Consider the following 20,416-nt stretch of genomic DNA (forward strand, 5'->3'; position numbering starts at 1 on the left):
TGGTGGAGCAGGGCCGTGACCTTGCGGTAGCCATAGCGCCCATACTCGCGAGCGCCCGTGACGACATCGGCCGTCAGCCCCTCCGCGTCTATGCCCGCGGCGCCTTGCGCCGTATCGAGCAGTGCTGCCCGAGCACCGTGCAGGCGCGGCACTCGGAGCCCCCATCGTCTGCACCACGCGCTCACACAGGCATGCCGGCGCGCGGAGCTCAGAAGCTTCCCCGCGCAGCCTCGGCCAGGATCTGATTGCCCAACGTCAGGTCCGCCACCGCCTGCCCCTGCGGAATCGGGACACCCACCTGTCGCAACTCCTTCACGACCTCCTCCGGCTTGTGCCTCTTGCTTGCCATCTCCGTCCTCCTCCGCCTCAAACCCATACCTTGAAATGGGCCAATTCAGTGGGGGAGGATCACCGGATAAGGCTCTGGAAGCGAGCTTGCTAGCTGACGAACAACCAACGGTTGCCGCCATTGAGATAAACACTTGCAAGTCCAACAGAGAGCCGCGGAAGGGCTTTCTTTACGGGGGCGGCTCCTTATGCTCAGAGCTGAAGATCATCGCCCGAGAGGGAGCCATGTGATATGGCCGATAACACGGTAAAGCGCCGGTGTATTTTTACAAGTGCTGGTCAGAAGAACAACATCGCCGCTTGGTTGACCGAGCCCGATCGATCATGGGACCTCGTCGTTGCCTATTACGGCGATGATGCAGAAATTGGCCGCAAGCTGGAGACTGTCAGCAGCGTCTACATTCCAAGGAAAGGCAGTAAGTTCCAGAATCTCCATGCGATTAACTTGGGCAATCCTCATCTCCTCAGTCAGTACGACTATGTCTGGGTTGTTGATGATGACGTCCAAATGACCCCTTCGCAAATTGAGCGAGTTTTCGATATTGCAGAGTCCTGGGACCTATGGGTATGCCAGCCGGCCTTTGATAAGAATGGTAAGTACTCGCATAAAGTAACCGTTCGGCCAAATCAGAAGTTCTCAGGGGATAGTCTGCTGCGCTTTGTAAATTTTGTCGAGGTCACTTGTCCGCTCTTTCGAAAGGATAAGTTGATCGAGTTCTTGGACTGCTATGATGGCAGTCTTGTTGGGTGGGGTATTGATTTTTGGATGGCGCATGTTTTGCAAAGTGACCGATACCGAAAATTCGCGATCATAGACGCGGTTGAGGTTCTGAACCCTCATGACAGGACCAAGAGGGGGCCTCGCGAAATTGACACGCTTCAGGAATGGCACAAGCGTCGCGACCACTGGCAAAGTGTTCGAGCCCGGCTCCAGATACCAGAAATCACGCCTAGAGGAATCGCTCGGGTGACATATCTATCCGATGCCGAGGTCGCAGAGTCCTCTATGCCTGTCCCGCAGCCAAACCTCGTTCAGAAGATCATACGCCGCCTTGCGTGTTACGTCGCCTGACGCCACAAGAGCGCCACTGCCTCGTCCCGGCTGCGGCGGTTTTGCCTTCTGATCTCAGCAGCCGTTTTGGATTGAGGGGTTGTTGCAGCTACCGCCGATGTCAGCTGCCCGATCGGCAGGAGAAAGCGAGAGTGAATGTAGCCCAGCAAAATTCCTGCCGAGTCAGGCCCCGAGAATGGAAATTCTGCAACTAAGTGTTGACGGAAACCCGAGAGTCTTTGCGAATGCAGCGATAATTTAGCCGTTGTGCCGGTGCCGGTTCTTGAAGGGATCGTGGAATAGCGCCCACACCTTCTGCGCTATGTTAATCGCGCCTGGCAGAGAACTGAGGCCTCTCATCAGTAGCCAGCGACTATCCACAACTGACGGCGTGATCTGTCGCGCGCGAAGTAGATCCTGCCTGGCTTCCTGTACCTCATAACGCCGTAGATGGGCACCGGCCCTTGCCACCAAGCCGTACGAAAGCCTTTCGCGCCTTTTGGTCTCATGCTGAGGCTGCGAAAACGAGTACCTTTCCCAAACGGTTACCACAGCATGCCGATGCGCAAGTGCGTCATTCCCGATCTGGCTTTTATGCACACGGTACCTGACCAGGGTCCGATCAAGATGGTAAATCTTCCAGCCAGCGCACAAGAGGTCTAAATACATCGTCACGTCGGCCGCGATAACATCGGGCCACGGGCGGGCATTATCTGCCAGGGCTGTCCGACGGAACATACTTAAGGACGGCAAAAGCATCATGAAATGAGGGGCGAGGATATGGGAGAGGGGATCCTCCTGTATCCCATTCCTCATTGGCATCGGACGCCGGCAGAGTTCCCTGTCGTTCTCGTCGATCTCTATTGCGGCGGCCAGCACGTATCCCACCTCAGGATGCCGGTCCATCACTGCCCTTGTCTCCGCTAGGAACTCAGGCTCCCAAATGTCGTCATCATGGAGGAAGGTGATGTACTCGCCCCGTGCCTCATCGATGGCCCGGCAATGATTGCGCGCGAAGCCGAGCGCAACAGAATTGGAGTGGTACCGGATGCGCCGGTCCCCGAAGGCATCCACGACCTCTCGCAGGCTACCGCCACTGTCATCCATGACAATAACCTCGAAGTCCCGCTCAGTTTGCGCGAGGACGCTTCCCAACGCTGCACGGAACCAAGCGTGGGCCCGCGAAGCGGGCATGCAGACTGAGATACTAGGAGGACTAACGCTGTGTGAGCTTGCGTCCTCGGAAGTTAGCTGCATTGATTGGCCTCTCTATCCTAAAGCACAGATGGCACGACTTTTCGCCGCCTTCCCTTAAGTCCCTCCCGAAGACCTAGCATTTCTACGGCCCCACCGAGGTTTATTGCGGCGTGAGCATTTCCTACGCAGGTTCCCCAGGTAGAAATAAAAGAACTCGTCTTCCCGTAGCTGTTATCCAGAACGCAGTGGGGCAAGCCCAGGAGAAGACTGATAATATGCCCGTGCATCCTGTCGGTTACTAAAGTCTGCCCAATTTCCAGGAGTTTTCTTCCCCTCCGTAGACGCTCCTCCGCAAGGGCCCGGTAATAACCATGCCTCCAACCAGAAGTTCGCTTGTCGCCTGCGCTCTTGATAATATGCATCAAGCGAGATGCCGCTTTGCGCTGAAGTAAAAATTGAAACGATTCGCTGCCCCAGTCGAGGCAAACAGAGTCATACTGTTCCATAACGGCCCTAATGTCGTATGTGGTCGCGGCCTCCTTGTCTCGCCGCAAGTGCAGAAGCAGATCGACGCGCGGGCGCGGGTTCGACACCAGCTTAAGATAAAAAGCCATGTCCGGGCACAAGCCGACAGTACAATCAAAGGATCGCGAGGCAATTTCGAAGCTTTGGTGATCGCGGACTAGAAGCGTGAATGAGCCGTGGTCACTAATAACTCTGGCAGTCCTATCAAGCTTCTTCTGAGACGAAAAATAGATAGTCTGCGGAAGTTGTATGACGCGCCGCCCCTTGAAGCGTTGCAGAACGGCCTCTCGGAACTCGTGATGGAGCGGCCACAGATCACCAAAATTACCGCCACCATTCAGGTAGATGGTGCCACGATCCGCGATCCGGCCTGCAACCTTCCAGTTACAATCCCAAAGGGTGGAAACGTAATCCGGGGACATTCCTCTCGCTTCGAAGTAGGAGAGCGCCCCCAGATAGATCGCACTATCTCCAACATTAGGATGATCTGGGAAGTCGAGAAGCGCGAAATTCTCGTTCGGGCGGACGACAGGTGAGAGTGCACATTTAATGCCCTCCTGCATTTCTGCTAGGAGTGCGGCTTGAGGTGTCCCGGTCCGGCCAGCCATGTGTGCACGGGAACTGCCGTTCATTCGTAACCGGTATGAGGATGGCGGTGCCTGCTTATCCGGCTGGGACAGCTTCAGTCCTGGCGTATGGTGAGACCATCCGGGACGAGGGGCACCGGGAGCACGTAGTGGGCAGGCCGATGTATACGATGAGCCGAGAGCTCGCATTAGTAGCTGGCCGCCCCTGCGACCGACCCGGTTGCGCCGAGAGCGCGGATCCGTAGTTGTCGTGTTGCCCACTGCTCCCGTCGAACCACTGGAGAGGAGCAGGAGATGGGACGTGTGATTGGCATGGACATCCACCGCACCTTCGCGGAGGTGGTGTTCTGGGAGGCCGGACGCCTCAGACCGGCGGGACGGGTGGACATGACCCGCTCGGGCCTGGAGGGGTTCGGGCGGACCCTGAGCCGGGAGGACGAGGTCGTGGTAGAGGCGACCGGCAACGCCATGGCCGTGGTGCGGGTGCTCAGCCCCTATGTGGCCCGGGTGGTCGTGGCCAACCCGCTGCAGGTCAAGGCGATCGCGCACGCCCAGGTCAAGACCGACAAGATCGACGCCGGCGTGCTGGCCTCGCTCCGCGCGGCGGGCTTCCTGCCCGAGGTCTGGGTGCCCGATGCCGGCACCGAGCGGCGGCGCCGGCTGGTGGCGCGGCGCAACCAGGTCGTGCGGCACCGGACCCGGGTCAAGAACGAGGTGCACGCCATCCTGCAGGCGCATCTGGTGCCGCCCTGCCCGCATGCCGACCTGTTCGGCCGGCTGGGCCGGAGCTGGCTTGGCCAGCAGGTGCTGCCGGATGACGAGCGCTCTGCCATCGAGCGGCACCTGCGCGAGCTCGACCGCCTGGGCGAGGACCTGGAGGTGCTGGACCGGAACATCGCCCAGGCCGCCATCGACGATCCCGCGGTCAAGCGGCTGCTGACCATCACCGGCGTCAACCTGATCGTGGCAGCCGGGCTGGTGGCGGCGATCGGCGATGTGCGCCGTTTCCCCAGCTCCGAGAAGCTGGTGAGCTATGTGGGGCTGAACCCACGGGTGCGTCAGTCCGGCCTGGGGCTGGCGCAGCATGGCCGGATCAGCAAGCACGGCCGCTCGCACGCCCGCGCCCTGCTGGTCGAGGCAGCCTGGGCCGCGTCCAAGGCACCGGGGCCGCTGCGGGCGTTCTTTCTGCGCGTCCGGGCCAAGCGGGGGCACCAGGTCGCCGCCGTGGCGGTGGCCAGGAAGCTCGCCGTGCTCTGCTGGTGCCTGCTGACCCGCGACACCGATTACCAGTGGGCGCGCCCGGCACTGGTGGCCAACAAGGTCCGCGCGATGGAGCTGCAGGCGGGGCAGCCGGCGAGGAAGGGCAATCAGCGCGGGCCGGCCTATGCCTACAACGTCAAGGAATTGCGTGACCGGGAGATCGAGGTCGCGCGGCAGGCCGAGCAGGCCTACGCGCAATTCGTCGGGCACTGGCAACCACGCGGCCCGGGAAAGCGGCGCACGGGTGCCGCCAATGAGGAGCGACGGTGAAGGCTGCGCGGCCGGGCTCACATCCTCGGGCCCGGCTCTTTGCCACGCGGTCACCCGTGCCGGGCCAGGATAGCAGATCACGACGGAAAAGCTTGTCGATCTCATCCGTCGTCTCCTGTGCCCAAAATGCCTTTCCTGCCTCCATTCCATTTCGCAGTGAGGAGACGGAGCAGGCCGAAGGCGCCGATTTGAACCGACGTGGAGGGGGACGCTCCAGTACGAGCGAAAGAGCCTTTGGCGTTCTGACCCGACCAAGGTGGCTCCCACTGAATTCGGCGAGGTCAGAGGCATCCGCGCCGCCACTATGTGGTCACCCGGAGAAGGTAGATGCGCCCGGACACGACAAGTTCGACTCTGCGATCAGAGCACGGGATTTCCTCGAAGGTGGTACTCTCGCTGGGGTGATTACCGGAGACCTGTCGCACTGAATCACCGAAGGTGAGTGACACGGTTTGCCCTGGCAGATCCACATCAGAGTAAGTCCTAATGTCCCAAACCGAGCGGGCAAGCCACAGGGCAAGAAACCATGTCCCGTCCCGCTTCTTCAACAGGCAAGACATCACGCCACTGGTGGCGCCTGCTAGCGTGAAGGAAAGGCGGCCCGGCACAAACGGCGGACCAGGATCAGAGAGGATCGAGATGAGATTCCGCATCGTCACGTAGGACGGCTTGCGACTTCCATCATTCCGCACCCATCCGAAGTTGGCCTCGACATCGTCGGGATTGGCGCGCTGATCGTACAGCTCATAGTGGAAGCTGCGAGCCACGCCGAGATTCAGGTAGTGAAGAAAGAGGCGGGGCTCATATGCCGCAGCCGCAGCTTCGCTGCAGCCATGATGGCCGGCAGCGGCCTTCGCCTTTGCCGAAACAGCGTTGTTGTATCCCGCCTCGGTCGCAACAAAGGGCTTGCCGCTTCCCGCGACCGCCAGGGCCAGCTTGTCACGGCCGTGCTCGACACTTCCGTAGCCGTTCGCGCCCCAGCCCGACGTCTCCGGGATCCGGCCGCCGGGATAGGGATGGCAATTGCCGTAGTCAGCGTAAGGCGCCTGCCCGGCGTATTCCCGAGCTGCCCCGGCATTGATCAGGGCCGAAGCCGCGACGGGGATGCCGAGCGAACTTCCGACCGCATGGAGATCTCGTTGATGGGCCACCGCTAGAGCCGGCGATGCCCCGACTTTGCGGACCCAGGCTCCATCCGGCTCGTTAACACCTTCCAACATGGCGATGCCGCGCAGGCCGACGCGTTTAAGCACGGGGCCGAGTTGAAGAGCGGGGGTAAGCAGCGGATCCGTGATCAGCGTCAGGCGGAAGCCTTCACTTGCGAGCGCCGCATGACGCTCGGCGACCTCAACGGGACCCGCTATGCCATCGCGCAGATGGCGGACGCCGAGTTCGCGGAGCGCCGGCAAGATCACCTTCCGCCATCGGTCGCCAGACACGTAGGAGCTTCGTGGCCAGGCATGAATGTTGATTCCGATGCTCTCTACCAGGGCGTCGGCCTGGTGCGCGCGGATCCCGGGCGCTTGCGCAGCAGCAACCATCGGTGCCGCAAGCAGGGATGAGACGATCTGCCGCCGTGTTGCAGCCCGTTCAGTGCCTAGCATAGGCAGCAGCTCCCCGGACCGTTCCGCGCCGAGCCAGGCTCCTGCCAAGAGCGACGCAAGGCTTCTCGACCGCTATGTAGGAAACATGGCTGACGCAGACCACGAGCATCATCATCATCCCCACTGAGAACCAGTGGATGAGCGGCGAACTGTCCGCGGTAGGCATCAGGCCGAGCCGCTCGACGCCCAGATGAATGGGCGTGTGGAGAAGGTAGACTGAGTAGCTGATGGTACCGAGATGAACGAGAACACGGCCTCGGAGCCGGAGCCTTGTCGTGAACAGCAGGAAGGTCACGAGGCCGACGATGTACGACAGCAGATACCTGTACCAGGTCTCCTTGAAGCCGAGGTCGAGCGAGTAGGCGAGCACGCAGACCGGCGGAAGGAGCAGAAGCATGGTGAGTGCCGCGTAGGCCGAGAAGCGGCGTGCGACTGGGTCGGCTTCTAACACCGCTCCCCGCCAGAGGCAGCCTAGAAACATAACCGAAATCGCCAGCGGAAGTGCGACCGGCAATTTGAGAGCGAGGCTATAGCGCATGCCCGCCAGACACAACGCCAGCGCCATCGAACTGACGAGGGCAACGAACTGGGCTCGCCGAGAGCTTAGAATGCCGGCGATGAAGAGCCCCAGACAAACCGTGTAGAACACAAGCTCGATCTGGAGAGTCCAAGCCACCCCGTTGATGTCCCGTGCGCCAAGGAAGCCTTGAACCATCGAGGCATTGAACAGGATGGGGTAAAGGCCAGGCCGATCCTCCGCCTCCATGAAGGCAAGACAGAGCAGGATGCTAATCCAGTACGCTGGATAGAGCCGGAAGAAGCGGCCGATCACGAACTGCCGAACGGGCGACGCAGTGTCGCTGCGGATACTCGCCGGGATGATGAACCCGCTGATAGCGAAGAAGAGCACGACGCCAATCTTGCCGACGTCCAATACCTCCGTCAGTGCGAAAACGACCGCATCGCCAAACGTTCCATGACTCCCCCTGCCGGCGAGCACGTAGTGAAACCATACGACCGAAAGCGCAGCTACACCGCGAAGTGTGTCGAGGTAGTCTAGCCTCGGCGCACCCGAAGCCGGAGGCGTGGCGAGGCGACTGAGCGTCATCTTTCTGCTTCACCTTTCCGACCGTCTGACCGGACAAGATCCGCGTATACACGCTCGAGTTTATCCACCACTTTCTGCCAGGTGAACTCGGCCTCGATCCGCGCTCGGTTCGCAGCTCCCATCCGCTTCTGCATGTCGGGCGCGGAGATGAGTTGGAGCAGGGCCTCTGCAAGCGCATCCGGGTCATTTTCCGGCACCTTGATGCCACCATCCTCCGCCAGAACGTAAGGCAATCCGCCAGTGTTGGTGACCACCAACGGCTTCCCGCAGGCCATTCCTTCCAAAGCCGTGCCGCCCAGCGGCTCTCCGTGCGATGGCAGGCAGTAGATTGCGTGCCTTCGGAAGAGATCAGGTGCCTCGTAACGCGGTATGAAGCCCCGCATTGCGATTCGGTCGCGGCACGCCATGCCGGCAACGACACGCCGTACCTCATCCCAGTCTTCCCCTCTCCCCACGACGCTAAGAGAGGCATCCGGACAGGCCCGAGCAACCTTCTCAAAGGCCGCCAGCAACGTGAAGATGCCCTTCTTCCGCGTGACGCTGGTGTAGAAGAGGATGCTCGCCGGTCCATATGCGGATGGCTGCCCGGACGGTGAAAACATCACCGCGTCAACGCCGTGGTTCATTTGGACGATCTTGTGCTGAACTCGCCGGGGCGACGCGATCTGATCCATAGCGGCCGGCGTCGTGAGCAAGATCTTGCTCGCCTGCACCTGCTGAAGAAATGCTACAAACCGGCGTGCTTGGCGCTTGGCACGGCTTGCGAAGGAGCCGCCGTCCTCCTCGGGCCAGCGGGCAACATAGGTCCCTAACAGCGTAGGAAGGCCACAGCCTGCAAGGCCGAGTGACAGTCCAGCGTAAACCGGGTTCATTTGGTGAACAATGTGAATGGAGTTTGATCGCCGCAGCCGCGTGAGGAGCAGCCGCGCCCTGATCATGTACTCCACACGGCCAAGAATCTCAGGCAGGCCCGATCGCGCGATTGGATAGAGGGTCAAGCTGTCGGGGAACGGGCACAGGAGGTCAACTTCGCGGCAAGCGACATGCAACCGGTAGCCGCGTCTCACAAGTTCCCGCAGGAAATCGCACGCCACAAGGCCATCACCGTTCAGGCGGTGGTCGGTGAGAAGATCCGACGGATGAAGAATAAACACCACCGGCTTCTGCAACGCACTCGCCGCGGCATTCAATGACATGCCATCCATCATGACGTCAGCTTCTCAAGCTGCACATTCCAGCGCGCCGAAGGCAACACGCCCATTCTTAATTCCCGGTAGGCGGCATCTAATAGCCTTGCCGACTCAACGATATCGAAGGGTCCGCCAAGGAACCAGTGCCGCAAGTTCTCAAACTGATTTTTACTTCGAGGGGGCAGATCAAGGAGGGCAGAAGCCCAAGCCTCGGCTCCGAGGCTCAGTGGCAATCTTCGCACTGCATCCCTCTTCACAATAACTTCCGCTGTCACGCTGTCGGAGATGAGACAACTCAGTCCCGCCGCCTGTGCCTCAACGGCCGCCAGGGCAAGCCCCTCGTAAAGAGACGGAAGGATGAAGCTGTCCATCGCGCTGAGAAGATGGAGCGGCACGGTCCTGCAGTCCCGAACGATGGTGATGTGGGACGCGAGGCCAAGCCGTTCCGCCCGCTGCGTTACAGACGCGAGGTCGGGACCGTCCCCGATAAGGAGAAAATGAACATCAGGCCGCATCGCGATCACTCGCTCCGCCACTTCGAGCAGGAAGTGCTGATTCTTCTGCGCGTGGAAGCGCCCTATGTGGCCGACAACTCTGCGACACCCAGGAATTCCGAGACGCTGCCTCAGTGCCGGGTCAGCCGTACGGTCGAAGGCGCTGAAGTCGATGCCGCAATAGAGCATCCTCCATCGGCCCTCCCCCGCCCAGGTGGGACCGAACATCGAGACGGCGGCTCTATCGCTCACCGCAAAGCCGGCGTCGGCGCAACTGCGGATTGCCCAGTTTCCGACGGCAGCATATGCCCTATACGCGATGCCGGCCGAGGCTAAGACAGGCTGTATATCGGTGTGGCTGTGCGCCAGCACCTTCTTCACTCCAAGAGCCCGCGCGAGCAGCATGACGAAGCCGTGAAAATGCGTCCCATGTGTATGCAGCAGGTCATACGGCCCATGCGCCCGGATCAATCGGCGGAGGTTGTATGCGAAGCGCACAGGATTGCTGTGTCCGGGGCAGGCCAGGACCGTCGCGCCTGCCGCACGGAACTCTTCAGTGAAGGCCTGCTCATCCTCCGTCCAGACAAGCACATGATGCTCGTACACTTCCGGGTCGAGGTGACGGATCGTCTGATAGAGCCAGGTCTCAATTCCACCACGGAGCAAATGCCCGACGCTATGGAGAACCCGGATGCGCTGTGGTCGCGTCCGCAGGTTCTGCGGGGTGTCTACCCAATCAGCATGAGACGCCTCTTTCCCCAGGGCGTCTCGGGGATCGTGCAGGGCTTGGCTGTCCATCCGGACATCAGTCAGGGGCCCGTCACGATCCTGGCCTGGGCAATGATGCTCTACAGTATCGGCCGGATTGCGCGTCATGCGGAGAGTTCCCGGTTCTCAGGCAGCATTCGTGATCCCGCAGGCCGCAACATTTGCCGGGAGCGGGATGTCCTGCCGTGGCTGAGGCTGGTGGACAAAGCGGCTCCCAGCAAAAGCCATCCGAGGAAGCCTGCTTCGGCCACATGAATCGACCCCAGAGGCAGCTGGATGAAGCATGCGACAGCGGCCGCGGGAAAGATGGTGCTGCTGATGCCCCCCCCGGACCGGCGCAGGATCATGGTCACGATGAGTGATCCTAGACCGACGAGATAGAGTAGCCCGCCGAAGAGACCGAAGGAGCGCGCGATATCAAGGATGCCGCTGTCCAGCGCAGCGGCTTTCTGCCCGGCGATCGCCGACAGATAGTTTACCCCGAAGCCGGTGCCGAGGAGCGGCTCGTCCGCTTCGGTGAAGAAGCGGACATACTGTGTCAGCCGCTCCGCGCCACTCGCATCGGCTTCAAGCTCACCGAGGGAGTTGAAGCGGCGCATTAGCACGTACTGGATCTCCGGAACGAGTGCGAGAGCGCTGAGCCCTACCACCGCAATCCCCGCGCTCACTGCGATCTTGAACTGCGTGCCCGGTGTGCCCCACAGGAAGATGAGAAAGAGGCCGACGCATGTCGCGGCCCAGAGCGTCCTGTATTGGCATAGGGCCAGGCACAACACGCACGGGAGGAGCAAGGCCCACGAAAGTTGCGCTCTCCGCCCGACGCTGACCAGCACGCTCGCCATGAGGAACGCGGCCAGGGATCCCGGTGACTGCATCGGGCCGAAGACTCGCAGCCCGAACGGCTGCGGCACTCCAATGGAGTCGAAACCGAGCTGCCGAACGTTGATGACCCATTCGGCGTCCCAGGGTAGCGGGCTCATAAACTGCCAGACCCCGTACAAGGCCATCAGCGGGCCCGCCACCACCAGCGCGGTCAGTATCACCTTGCGCGTCTCGGCGGCCGCCTCCCGGCGCAATGCAAGGAAGTGGACGGCGATCAGCGGTCCGACCGACCACTTCAGCAAGTCGGTGATACCCAGGCCCAGCCGACCCTGCAGCACCGCGAGGACGGCCCCGTAGAAGATGGTCCCAAGCACGAAGAGAAGGGAAACAGAGCAAGGATTCCGGCCCGTGCCGAGATACCGCAGCGCCGAGCCTCCCGCGAGCAGGCAGGCGACGTAAGGCGCAAGAAGTACGGTGCTGGAGACCTGGAATCCGGCTTGATAATCGGTCAGCCGCCGCACGAGTGCGCAGGCGCAGAATAGCCACAGGCAGTAGCCGACATACCAGGGCGACCGCTTGATGTAGAGCAAACTCCCAACGAAAAGGGCCAGCGCTGGATACAGCAGGCGATTGGCGGCCGCGAAACCCGCTGCGCTGAGGAGAAGCGGTATGCCGAGCGCGGCGAAGGCCGAAAGGATGGCGCCCGGACTCAGGAGGGCCGGGCTTTCCCAGGGCAGGGTCCAACTTCGCGACGGTGGAGGGCCAGCGTTCCGCATCATCCACGTCCACTTCGCTGATCTACGGAGCTCACAGCCGCGCCACTCCACGAACATAGCCTAAGAGCTCGGCCCTGATGGGCGAGAGGGTTGGCCTGGGAAGCTGGAGTGCGCCAGGGAGGGCAACGAGAAGCATAGCCAGCCGCAGTGATGATGACAGCAGAATCGCCAGCGCCGCTCCGGGGGCGCCGAGGAGTGGAACGAGCGTCAGGAGGGCGGTGCAGAGGACCACGAAGGAGACGAGCTGCGCGAGGGAGGTGAAGCCCGGCCTTCCCATGGCCATGTAAAGCTGCGCCGTTACCTGGGAGAGGCAGGCGACCGCAGCCTCCAGAACCAGAATCATGAAGATGGGCTGCGCCGCGGAAAAGTCCTTCCCGTAAAGGACCGACAGAACGAAACCGCCCAGCGCCCATGCGGCAATGCCCGCGACAGTGAGGAGGCAGAGGACTAGGCGAAACATCCGCTGGTAGAGGGCACTGGCAGCTGCGGGCGACTGCCCCGCCAGTGCAGGAAGCGCCACGGCGCTGACCGCCGTCTGCACCACAACCAGCATGCGGGAAAGGCTGAACGCCACGACGTAAAGGCCGAACGCCTCGGCGGGCAGCAGGACGAGCAGCACGAGCCGGTCCATATGCGCGACCATCGTACCCAGGATGCTTCCGCCTGCGGCACGCGCCATGAAGGAGCCGAGCGGTCGGAAGAAGCGCGTTGCTCCGCGGAGGGTCACTTGGCCGAAAGAGAAGAGGTAAATGGCAACCCCGATGAAACAGATCGCCGTTGCAAGCCACAGGCAGAACACGGCTCGTGTTGCGTCAAGCGGAGCCCAGAGCGTCGCGAGAATAAGTCCGGCGCAGTACAGCGCCGGATCCGCCCACGCGGCCAGGTTGAAGCTGCTGAAGCGGCCAAAGGCGGTGAGGGCGCTCCTTATCAAGAGGATGAGCAGGCAAAGGATGGTCACCGCGGCGGCAACGGGCGCCAGACTGACCAGATCGTCCGAGTAGCGCTCCCCCAACACGAGTGGCATCAGCGTGAAGGTCGTGGCTGCACCCACTCCGCCCAGCAGTAGCCCGACGGTCAAAGCGGCGCCGAGAACCGCGCCCCGATCCTCGCTCTTCGCACTCCGTATCTGGTGCACAAGCGCAGCGGAAAGCCCGGAAGCCACGAGCGCGGCCACGAAAGGCGGCCAGATGGAGAGAGCCGCAAGCTGGCCGCGCCCTTCCGGCCCAAGCAGCCGCGCCGTCAGAACACCCGTCGCCAAGTTGAGGACCAACACGAAGACCTGCGTCGTCAATGTCTGTGCGAAGGCGAAGCCAGTCCCCTGACCGCGGAGAATACCTCGGCCGAGGCGCGCAAACCGCCCTCCGAGTTGGAGCGCAACCGCAGCCATGACCGTCCGGGCAGCCCGAATGCCTTCCGGCTGCCGGACTATCTTCAGGAAGATAGAGCGCGTGCGTGGCGGCATGGCCTCTCTCTCCATGCACTACGCTCTTGATTGGCTGATCTTGAGGACTGTCCGCGGGTAACCGATCAGTCCCGCGTTCCGCGGATCGGCGGCGTTGAGAACCAAACCTGCCAAGGGGAGCCGCGCCGTCCGGAAGGCCTTGATTACAGATGCAGCGGCGCTTGCGGGCGTCGTCTCCGCCTTCAACACCAGCAGTGTCTCGTCCGCGACGCGGCCGACCACCATCGCATCAGCCACCGCGCTGAACGGTGCCGTGTCGAGGATGATGTGGTCGTACTTCATGCGGGCCTCGGCCAGCAGGGATTCCAGCCGCGCCGGCACGAGCAGATCCTGCGGTGCGACAGCATCGCCCTTTGCCGCCAAGATCCGAAGTGACGAGGCCGGGTCACGCATCACGGCAAGCGCCAGCGGCACCTCACCCTCTAAAACATCGGATGTGCTGAACTCAGGCGGCTCCCGAAATAGAACTTGCGCAAGCCTTCCCTGGCGCAGATCGGCGTCGATCAACAGAACGCGAAAACCCGATCCGGCAAGGCTGCGGCCGAGCGCCAGTGCAACGCTTGTCTTGCCCTCGCCGGGAAGGGCGGAGGTAACCGACAGCACCGCCGGCATGCCACCCTGCCGCGTCCCAAGCATGCTGCGCAGTCTGTGGACAGCCTCCGCCGCAAGGGATCTCGGGTCGGATACCACTTGGCCAGCAAGGGCGAGAGGGCCGCGTGGGGCTCTTGGCAGCGCTGCGAGGACTGGCAGCCCCATCTCCATCTCCGTCTCCTCAATGGTACCGAACCCCTTTCGGCGCCGATCAAGCAGGAGGGAAAGCACCCCTCCGGTGACACCAGAGACGACGATGGCCACGGCCAGGAAGAGCTTCTTGTTCGGAAAGGCCGGAACCAGCGGCGGTACCGCACGCGAACTGAGCTGCGCATCAGCCTGCTGAATGCCGACCTGGGTTGCCACCTGCTTCTGGCGTGCCAGGAGGCTCTCGTAGAGGGACCGGGTCGCGGCGGCCTCACGCTCGATGTCCCGAAGCCCGGCGGCGTCACGCTCCGACTCCGCCAAACGCAGCTCCAGCCTGGATATGATTTGCCTCAACTCAGCCTCGCGGGTCTGCGCAATAGCCGCCTCAGCCGCGATGCTACCGAGGATGGCTGTGCGTTCGGCCTCAATCTGTCGCCTGCTCTCGGCAATCTGCTCCCGCAGCGGCACGGCAAAAGGATGATTCGGACCCGACATGCCTGCGAGCTCGGCGAGGCGCTGACGCGCCGACATCTCCTGCTCGCGCATTCTCGCGATCACGGAAGAGCCCACGATCTCCGGTATGCTCGAGCTCCTGGACGGGTCCCGCGCCTGCTGGAGGCGGGCCTGCTTGATCGCAAGATCGGCCCTGGCTCGGGTCAGCTCAACCAGCGCCTCCGCTAGCTGCTGCTGAGCAACGGAGTTAGCTCCACGCCCGGAATCAATCATGAAGAGGCCATGACGTTCACGATAGGCCTGCACTGCCTGCTCCCATTGACGAACCCGCTCGGACAGCGCCGCGACTTCGCGGTCCAACCATGAAGTTGCACTGGCAAGTGCCTGGTCCTTCGTGGCGCGTTGACGCGCGATATATGTCTCCACATGGCGATTGGCGATGAAGGCAGCAAAGTCTCGGTCGGCCGCGTCGAAGGAAACGGTGATTACGTAGGACCGGGCATCACTAAAGACGGTCAGCCGCGACCGGTAGGCGGCGACCGTCTGATGGATCAGCTGCTCCGGGCTGGGCGGCTCATCGGAGTCCGCACGACGAAGCCCAAGGGCAGCCATCGCCCGGTGCATCAACGAGGGCCTGGAAGCAAACTCCTCATTCTCGGCGAGATTCAGCTCCGTGACGACCTGCCGCGCAATGCTGTCGCTAGCCAGCACCTCCACCTCGGTCCTGACGTAGCTGGAGTCCATCGGTGTGCTCAGCTGCGAGACAGGTGTGCTCACCTCGGCAAACCGGATCTGTCGCGTGTCGAGCGTGACCAGCGCTGTTGCGCGGTAACGCGGCTGTAGGCTGAAAATGAGCACCGTCGAGACGGCCACCAGAAGCAGCATCCACGTCGCCAAAAACCAGCGATGCCGCCAAAGGACGCTCCACAACGCTCCAAGCGACATCTCCGACGCTGGAGCCATGTCACGGGATGCTGCCGAGCTGGAAACCAGAGCAGCCCTCATGATGCAACCTCCTCGCCAATCGTCATGCGCCGCTCCGCCAGTGGTGGAGAATGGGGGAGCGCCGCCGCTCGTCAGTCGTGATGCTGTGCGCCGGCCGCGGGCCCGCTAGGGCGGTGGCGTGCGCCTGCGCCAGATCCTTCCAGAAGCGGTCAATTCCGAAGTGGCGGCGCGCGTGTTCCAGCGCTGCGGCACTTACCGCCTCATAAGCCGTTGGACAAAGCAGCCGCCGGAGGGCGTCACGAAACTGCTCAGCCCCCGCTGCATGTGCCCCAAGGCTTGGATCGGGGATCATCTCGAGGGCACCACCCGCGGGATAGCCGATTGCCGGGATCCCCCGCAGCATTGCCTCCATGATGACACGCGGCCCGACCTCCGGGTGAACGGATGGAGCGACGAGGATGTCGATCTCGTGGAAGGGATCGGCCTCCGCTCCTCGCCATTCCTCGACCCGGCACCGACCGGCCGAAACAAGCCGCTCGATCTGAGGCTGCAGGGCCGCCCAATACGCCTCGCCTTCTGGGTCAACCCGCCCCCTCAGGAGCAGTTTGGCTGCGGGAAACTCTTCTGCAGCTGCCTCGAACCAGTCGAGGAGGAGATGCGTGCCCTTGAAGCGATGGAACCGGCCGAGGAATCCGATGACGGGTCGAGCGGGGAGGGTCCTCCGCTGCAGGGCTGCCTCCATGTTCACCCCTTGCCGCAGGAGTGAGATGCGTGAAGATCGCCCGTCATGCTGCGGGAAGCAAATTGAGGATGCCGCGATGGTATGCCCGGCGAGCGAGTGCAGAACCGACCAGATGACCTGTTCAGAGCGTGAGAACGGAACATCATGCATGTGGATCACGGACCGGGTGCCGTGTAGCAACCGCGCCAAGCATGCGCCGACATGGACCTTCAAGCCGTTTGCATGGACTAGGTCGGCTTTCGTGCCCCGCGCGAGGTCAGCGAGCTGTCGTGCCAGCAGCAATGTATCGCGGCCGACCCGCAACACCTGCCCGAGTTGGAGGGGCCGTTGGACGGCACTGACGTGACCAAGCGAATAGAAGTGCACGGGAACTCCCGCGGCGGTCGCGCAATCCGCCAGGGCGCCGGGGCCGGGGACTGCGAGTGCAGCCTGAACAAATGGACTGCGGACCATGTCGAGCAAGACAGCTTCGGCGCCGCCCTTCATCTCGGCTACGGCCGAGACATAGAGGACCCTTGGACGCCCGGCATCGGCGCTCTGTATCTCTCCAGATCCGTTCCGGCCGGTGAGCTGCCGCATTTGGTGACTCATGTTGCTGCACTTGAGAAGGAGGCGAGGTCGGCCGGCGCGACAGCAGCGTCACGCATGGCAAGCTCCGCCTTGATCTCGGACGCGACTTCGTGCCGGGGCAGCCACTGTTGGCGCCCTCCACCAGCAAGGGCATTCTCCACAAAGCTGCCGAACGCCTGCCGGAACTGTTGCTCACTGAAGCGGGCCGCGTTGGCCATGCAGGCGCCAATTGTAACGAGATGCTGCCTTTGCTCGAACCTCTCCACGGCGGCCACGATGGATGGAACCGTCTGCTCATCGAAGAAGACGCCGGTCGGTGTACTCTGATCGAGTCCGCGCACCGTCTCCATCAACCCGCCCGCGCGGTAGGCTATCACGGGCGTGCCCGCCGCCTGCGCCTCGACCGCCGAAATTCCGAAGTCCTCGATGCCAGCGAAGAGAAAGGCCTTGGCGCCTGCCAGGAGTTCAGCTGCAACCTCATCCGGTTGGAAGCCGAGTACCTCGACATTGGGTGCGCGGAGCGCCTTGATCCGCTGCAAGTCCTGGCCGTCACCTATGATCTTGAGGTGGCGATGCGGCATCGCTGCAAAGGCCTTCGCCAGCAGGTCGACACGCTTGTAGGGCGCTAGTCGGCCCAGTGAGATATAGTAGTCACCTTTCGTCGTGGGCGGATGCGGCTTGACGGCCACGGGAGGATAGATAACGGAGGACCGTCGGCGGTGCGTGTGCCAGAGCCGCTCCGCAACAAAGGCCGAGTTGGTGGCGAGGGCCTCGGGCCGCTGTGCGGCCACGTAATCCCAAACCCTCGCCCGGTGCAGAGCACCACGCACGGGGAAGGTCAGCAGCCCGCGGTCGAGCCGCGAATCTTTAAGGTACTGGTGCTGGAGGTCCCATGCGTAACGCATGGGCGAATGAACGTAGGAGACATGAACCTGCCCAGGCCGCGTCAGCACGCCGTAGGCAACGCTGTGATGGCTCGAAATGACAAGGTCGTATTCCGTGACGTCAATCTGCTCAACCGCCAGCGGCCACAATGGGAACAGCTTGCGGTAGACACGCCGGATCGCCGGCACCTTCTGCAAGAATGAGGTCTGGACTGTCCTGCCGCCGAGGAAGGCGCGTTGTGCGTCCGGTACGAGATCGACAACCGCGAAGACATCGGCCGAGGGAAAAACAGTCAGGATTTGCTCTATCACTCGCTCGGCGCCGCCGTAGGCGGACATGGAGTCACAAACAAGGGCGATCCTCATTTCCGATACCCGCGCACGTGCCCACGACAGAACGAGCCGCGGCCGGTGAATGGCAGGGGCTGAAGGAGACCGTAGGTGGGGGTTCCACCGCATTGTAGGGTGCGCTGCCGCTGGGAGTTACTCCGGGCCGTTCCCTGGCGCTCAAGCCGTGTTACGAGAGCCTCAGTTGCTGGCCGCGGCGTGCGACCTGCTGCCCTGTTGTGGCAATTCAACATCATGCCTCAGTCGGCTTTCAGGGTGGCAAAGCCACCTGCTGCTGTGAGGAGGATGATCCAGATGTCGAGGGCCAAGCTCCAGTTCGTGATGTACCAGAGGTCCAGATCGACGCGCCGTCTGGCCTTCTCCAGCGTGTCCACTTCGCCGCGGGAGCCGTTCACCTGCGCCCAACCTGTAATGCCGGGCTTGACGCGGTGCCGTATTGGATACTGTGACACAGCATCGGCGTAGTACTCGCCCTCGATCTTCATCTTGGTCGCATGCGGGCGCGGACCGACGAGCGACAAATCACCGCGCAGCACATTAAAGATTTGCGGAAGCTCATCGATGCTCAGGCGGCGTAACCAGCGACCGACACGTGTGACACGCGGGTCACGTGCAAGGGTTCGCGCCTCACCGGCAATATCCTGCTTGTCGTTATGCATGGTGCGAAACTTCCACACCTCAGTCGCGCGGCCGCCGAGGCCGAAACGAACCTGCCGAAACAGGATCGGTCCAGGGGTTTCGAGGCGGATAAGAAGGCCCGCCAGAATAAGAAGGGGGGCGAATATCAGGAGTGCGGCAGAGGCCCCGGCAAGATCCACTGCGCGCTTCGCTAGCCCGCGTGGCCCTGTCAGGAGATTGGGCAGAAGCTCGATGACGTCGGGAAGCGGTGCTTGTGTAAGGCCGAAGTTCGGCACCATGTATATGCCGATGGGCAGGTCTGCCAGGCGGTTTAGCATGGGAGCGAGCTCCTGCGGCGGAATAGCAGTGAGGACCACAGCTTCCACATGGCCGTCTTCGACCATGGCACGCAGGGTGGTGAGGCTTGCGGGCGCATCGTGGGGAAGGCAGGTGACCACGGGGCGCCGCCCGTGCCCGGACAGCGCGGAGGTTAACTCCTGTGCCGCGTCTTTCTGGCCGAGTACGGCGACACCACCACCGTGAAGCCCCCATGGGGAACGCCAAACAGCAGTCCTGATCAGGAAGGTCGATGCAACTGATAGCGCCGCCCAGACGACCATCCACCAGACCTCGTTTGCGTCCACACAAGCCTGGACGAGAATTAGCAATAGGAAGGCGGCAGCGAGGCCCAGAGCGCCGAGGCTTGGCGAGCAAAGCTTGGTGGCAAGTGGATGAGCGTCCACCAGCGCCAGCGCTTGACGGATGATGATGGCGGCTCCGAGGACAGCCATGGTCGTTGGCACGACTTCTTCCAGAGCATCTGCGTCTCGCACAGCGATCTGCTGGCAGGCTGCAGCGAAGCCGAGGATAGCGGCGAGCTCGACGACCCAAGAGATAATGTAGACGGTTTGGCGGATGTTAATGTTCCGCGCCGCCCGCTGGACGGTTGGGTGGGCGGTGAAGCGGAGCTTCCCGCAGGCATCCTTCGCAACGTCCCACATGACGTTCCGGGAAGGTCCGGGGTGATCCACGAGGAGCTGTGTGTCTTCGGGTTGCCTGTCCAACGTCCATCTCCCGCCGTCCGACTGTTAGGTCGCGGCGCCTAAGCGCGGTGCAGTGCAGCGAAGCGGAATGTAGACGCTTGCACTTGAGGCCGGGAGACTTTTATTGAGCTTCAACTTGGAAGGTTCGGGTCAATCCCCGGTAGAATAGGAACAAAGATCATGCGACTGGGTTCCTAATGTTTAAGGATGCAGGACGGGGATTGCTCCGACTACCGTGTGGGTTGTGACTGCGCGCCAATTTTATGGACGATTCCAAGTTATGTTGCGGCGCGCTGGGCTCAGCGATCTGCGGCAGGCGGCCACACAATCTCGTGGGGGAGGCCGTGCGGGAAACGGGGCACCGCGAGTACAGCAAGCGCAGCAGGGCGCTTCCGTGGCGTTCCAGGACCGACGGAGGCGGAACCATCGCCTGGTTGCCGCTTTCAATGCTGCGGGCGATACGCGGGACATTGCCGCGGGTGCGGCACTCGCGGTGACAGCGCCGGCGATCATCAAGATTTGCCGGTGTGGAGCTTGGCAGGTCGCCGGTCAGCCGGCTTTGATGTCTGGCCCGCAGCCCCGGCACCGCGTCCGGGGTGGGCACGAACTCGCG

The 20,416-nt window shown here is 62.3% G+C and carries 15 protein-coding genes; 2 read left to right on the forward strand and 13 right to left on the reverse strand.

Annotated features, from left to right (window positions below; genetic code table 11):
- Positions 1 to 208 precede the first annotated feature (208 nt).
- Positions 209 to 349 carry a hypothetical protein gene (locus GSE44_RS21380; RefSeq protein WP_159350869.1) on the reverse strand — a complete coding sequence of 47 codons (141 nt, stop codon included), beginning with the start codon at positions 347 to 349 and terminating at the stop codon, positions 209 to 211.
- A gap of 231 nt (positions 350 to 580) precedes the next feature.
- On the opposite strand from GSE44_RS21380, the gene GSE44_RS21385 reads away from it, so the two are divergent.
- Positions 581 to 1,420 (forward strand): DUF707 domain-containing protein, encoded by an 840-nt coding sequence (locus GSE44_RS21385; protein ID WP_159350870.1) that lies wholly within the window; start codon positions 581 to 583, stop codon positions 1,418 to 1,420.
- A 237-nt stretch (positions 1,421 to 1,657) separates the two neighbouring features.
- On the opposite strand, the gene GSE44_RS21390 is transcribed toward GSE44_RS21385, so the two are convergent.
- Entirely contained in the window at positions 1,658 to 2,656 is a 999-nt protein-coding gene (locus tag GSE44_RS21390) for a glycosyltransferase family 2 protein (protein WP_268893680.1), read from the reverse strand.
- Between the two features lie 17 nt (positions 2,657 to 2,673).
- Positions 2,674 to 3,753: a polysaccharide pyruvyl transferase family protein gene (locus tag GSE44_RS21395; protein ID WP_159350872.1), complete on the reverse strand. Its 1,080-nt coding sequence runs from the start codon at positions 3,751 to 3,753 to the stop codon at positions 2,674 to 2,676.
- A gap of 267 nt (positions 3,754 to 4,020) precedes the next feature.
- Between GSE44_RS21395 and GSE44_RS21400 the strand changes: the two genes are divergently transcribed.
- A complete protein-coding gene (locus GSE44_RS21400; RefSeq protein ID WP_159350873.1) occupies positions 4,021 to 5,238 on the forward strand; it encodes an IS110 family RNA-guided transposase in 1,218 nt (405 codons plus the stop codon).
- 302 nt (positions 5,239 to 5,540) lie between these two features.
- Here the strand turns inward: GSE44_RS21400 and GSE44_RS21405 are convergent, their stop codons facing one another.
- The 10 genes from GSE44_RS21405 to GSE44_RS21450 form a co-directional block, all read right to left on the reverse strand.
- Entirely contained in the window at positions 5,541 to 6,842 is a 1,302-nt protein-coding gene (locus tag GSE44_RS21405) for a hypothetical protein (RefSeq protein ID WP_159350874.1), read from the reverse strand.
- Positions 6,829 to 7,950: an acyltransferase family protein gene (locus GSE44_RS21410; RefSeq protein WP_159350875.1), complete on the reverse strand. Its 1,122-nt coding sequence runs from the start codon at positions 7,948 to 7,950 to the stop codon at positions 6,829 to 6,831. Before GSE44_RS21410 ends, GSE44_RS21405 begins: the two co-directional genes overlap by 14 nt.
- Positions 7,947 to 9,158, reverse strand: a complete 1,212-nt coding sequence (locus GSE44_RS21415) for a glycosyltransferase family 4 protein (protein ID WP_159350876.1) — start codon at positions 9,156 to 9,158, stop codon at positions 7,947 to 7,949. Before GSE44_RS21415 ends, GSE44_RS21410 begins: the two co-directional genes overlap by 4 nt.
- Positions 9,155 to 10,510, reverse strand: a complete 1,356-nt coding sequence (locus tag GSE44_RS21420; protein ID WP_159350877.1) for a glycosyltransferase — start codon at positions 10,508 to 10,510, stop codon at positions 9,155 to 9,157. The genes GSE44_RS21415 and GSE44_RS21420 overlap by 4 nt, the downstream gene beginning before the upstream one ends.
- Positions 10,507 to 12,003, reverse strand: coding sequence for a hypothetical protein (locus tag GSE44_RS21425; RefSeq protein ID WP_159350878.1), 1,497 nt, complete (start codon positions 12,001 to 12,003; stop codon positions 10,507 to 10,509). Before GSE44_RS21425 ends, GSE44_RS21420 begins: the two co-directional genes overlap by 4 nt.
- Before the next feature lie 28 nt (positions 12,004 to 12,031).
- Positions 12,032 to 13,477: a lipopolysaccharide biosynthesis protein gene (locus GSE44_RS21430; RefSeq protein WP_328799097.1), complete on the reverse strand. Its 1,446-nt coding sequence runs from the start codon at positions 13,475 to 13,477 to the stop codon at positions 12,032 to 12,034.
- 3 nt (positions 13,478 to 13,480) lie between these two features.
- Complete coding sequence (locus tag GSE44_RS21435) at positions 13,481 to 15,658, reverse strand: GumC family protein (protein WP_159350880.1); 2,178 nt, start codon at positions 15,656 to 15,658, stop codon at positions 13,481 to 13,483.
- 22 nt (positions 15,659 to 15,680) lie between these two features.
- Positions 15,681 to 16,919, reverse strand: coding sequence for a glycosyltransferase family 4 protein (locus GSE44_RS21440; RefSeq protein ID WP_159350881.1), 1,239 nt, complete (start codon positions 16,917 to 16,919; stop codon positions 15,681 to 15,683).
- A gap of 8 nt (positions 16,920 to 16,927) precedes the next feature.
- A complete protein-coding gene (locus GSE44_RS21445; RefSeq protein WP_159350882.1) occupies positions 16,928 to 18,160 on the reverse strand; it encodes a glycosyltransferase in 1,233 nt (410 codons plus the stop codon).
- Positions 18,161 to 18,381: 221 nt separating this feature from the next.
- Positions 18,382 to 19,761, reverse strand: coding sequence for an exopolysaccharide biosynthesis polyprenyl glycosylphosphotransferase (locus GSE44_RS21450; RefSeq protein WP_159350883.1), 1,380 nt, complete (start codon positions 19,759 to 19,761; stop codon positions 18,382 to 18,384).
- Between the last annotated feature and the right edge of the window lie 655 nt (positions 19,762 to 20,416).

Source organism: Muricoccus harenae (assembly GCF_009848505.1).
In the GTDB taxonomy this organism is placed as follows: Bacteria; Pseudomonadota; Alphaproteobacteria; order Acetobacterales; family Acetobacteraceae; genus Roseomonas; species Roseomonas harenae.

Coding starts and splice junctions, on each gene's coding strand:
- GSE44_RS21395 (WP_159350872.1), bottom strand. CDS start 3,753: ATGAACGGCAGTTCCCGTGCACACATGGCTGGCCGGACCGGGACACCT.
- GSE44_RS21435 (WP_159350880.1), bottom strand. CDS start 15,658: ATGAGGGCTGCTCTGGTTTCCAGCTCGGCAGCATCCCGTGACATGGCT.
- GSE44_RS21410 (WP_159350875.1), bottom strand. CDS start 7,950: ATGACGCTCAGTCGCCTCGCCACGCCTCCGGCTTCGGGTGCGCCGAGG.
- GSE44_RS21445 (WP_159350882.1), bottom strand. CDS start 18,160: ATGAGGATCGCCCTTGTTTGTGACTCCATGTCCGCCTACGGCGGCGCC.
- GSE44_RS21385 (WP_159350870.1), top strand. CDS start 581: ATGGCCGATAACACGGTAAAGCGCCGGTGTATTTTTACAAGTGCTGGT.
- GSE44_RS21405 (WP_159350874.1), bottom strand. CDS start 6,842: ATGCTAGGCACTGAACGGGCTGCAACACGGCGGCAGATCGTCTCATCC.
- GSE44_RS21425 (WP_159350878.1), bottom strand. CDS start 12,003: ATGATGCGGAACGCTGGCCCTCCACCGTCGCGAAGTTGGACCCTGCCC.
- GSE44_RS21415 (WP_159350876.1), bottom strand. CDS start 9,158: ATGATGGATGGCATGTCATTGAATGCCGCGGCGAGTGCGTTGCAGAAG.
- GSE44_RS21400 (WP_159350873.1), top strand. CDS start 4,021: ATGGACATCCACCGCACCTTCGCGGAGGTGGTGTTCTGGGAGGCCGGA.
- GSE44_RS21430 (WP_328799097.1), bottom strand. CDS start 13,477: ATGGAGAGAGAGGCCATGCCGCCACGCACGCGCTCTATCTTCCTGAAG.
- GSE44_RS21390 (WP_268893680.1), bottom strand. CDS start 2,656: ATGCAGCTAACTTCCGAGGACGCAAGCTCACACAGCGTTAGTCCTCCT.
- GSE44_RS21420 (WP_159350877.1), bottom strand. CDS start 10,510: ATGACGCGCAATCCGGCCGATACTGTAGAGCATCATTGCCCAGGCCAG.
- GSE44_RS21380 (WP_159350869.1), bottom strand. CDS start 349: ATGGCAAGCAAGAGGCACAAGCCGGAGGAGGTCGTGAAGGAGTTGCGA.
- GSE44_RS21440 (WP_159350881.1), bottom strand. CDS start 16,919: ATGCGGCAGCTCACCGGCCGGAACGGATCTGGAGAGATACAGAGCGCC.
- GSE44_RS21450 (WP_159350883.1), bottom strand. CDS start 19,761: ATGTGGGACGTTGCGAAGGATGCCTGCGGGAAGCTCCGCTTCACCGCC.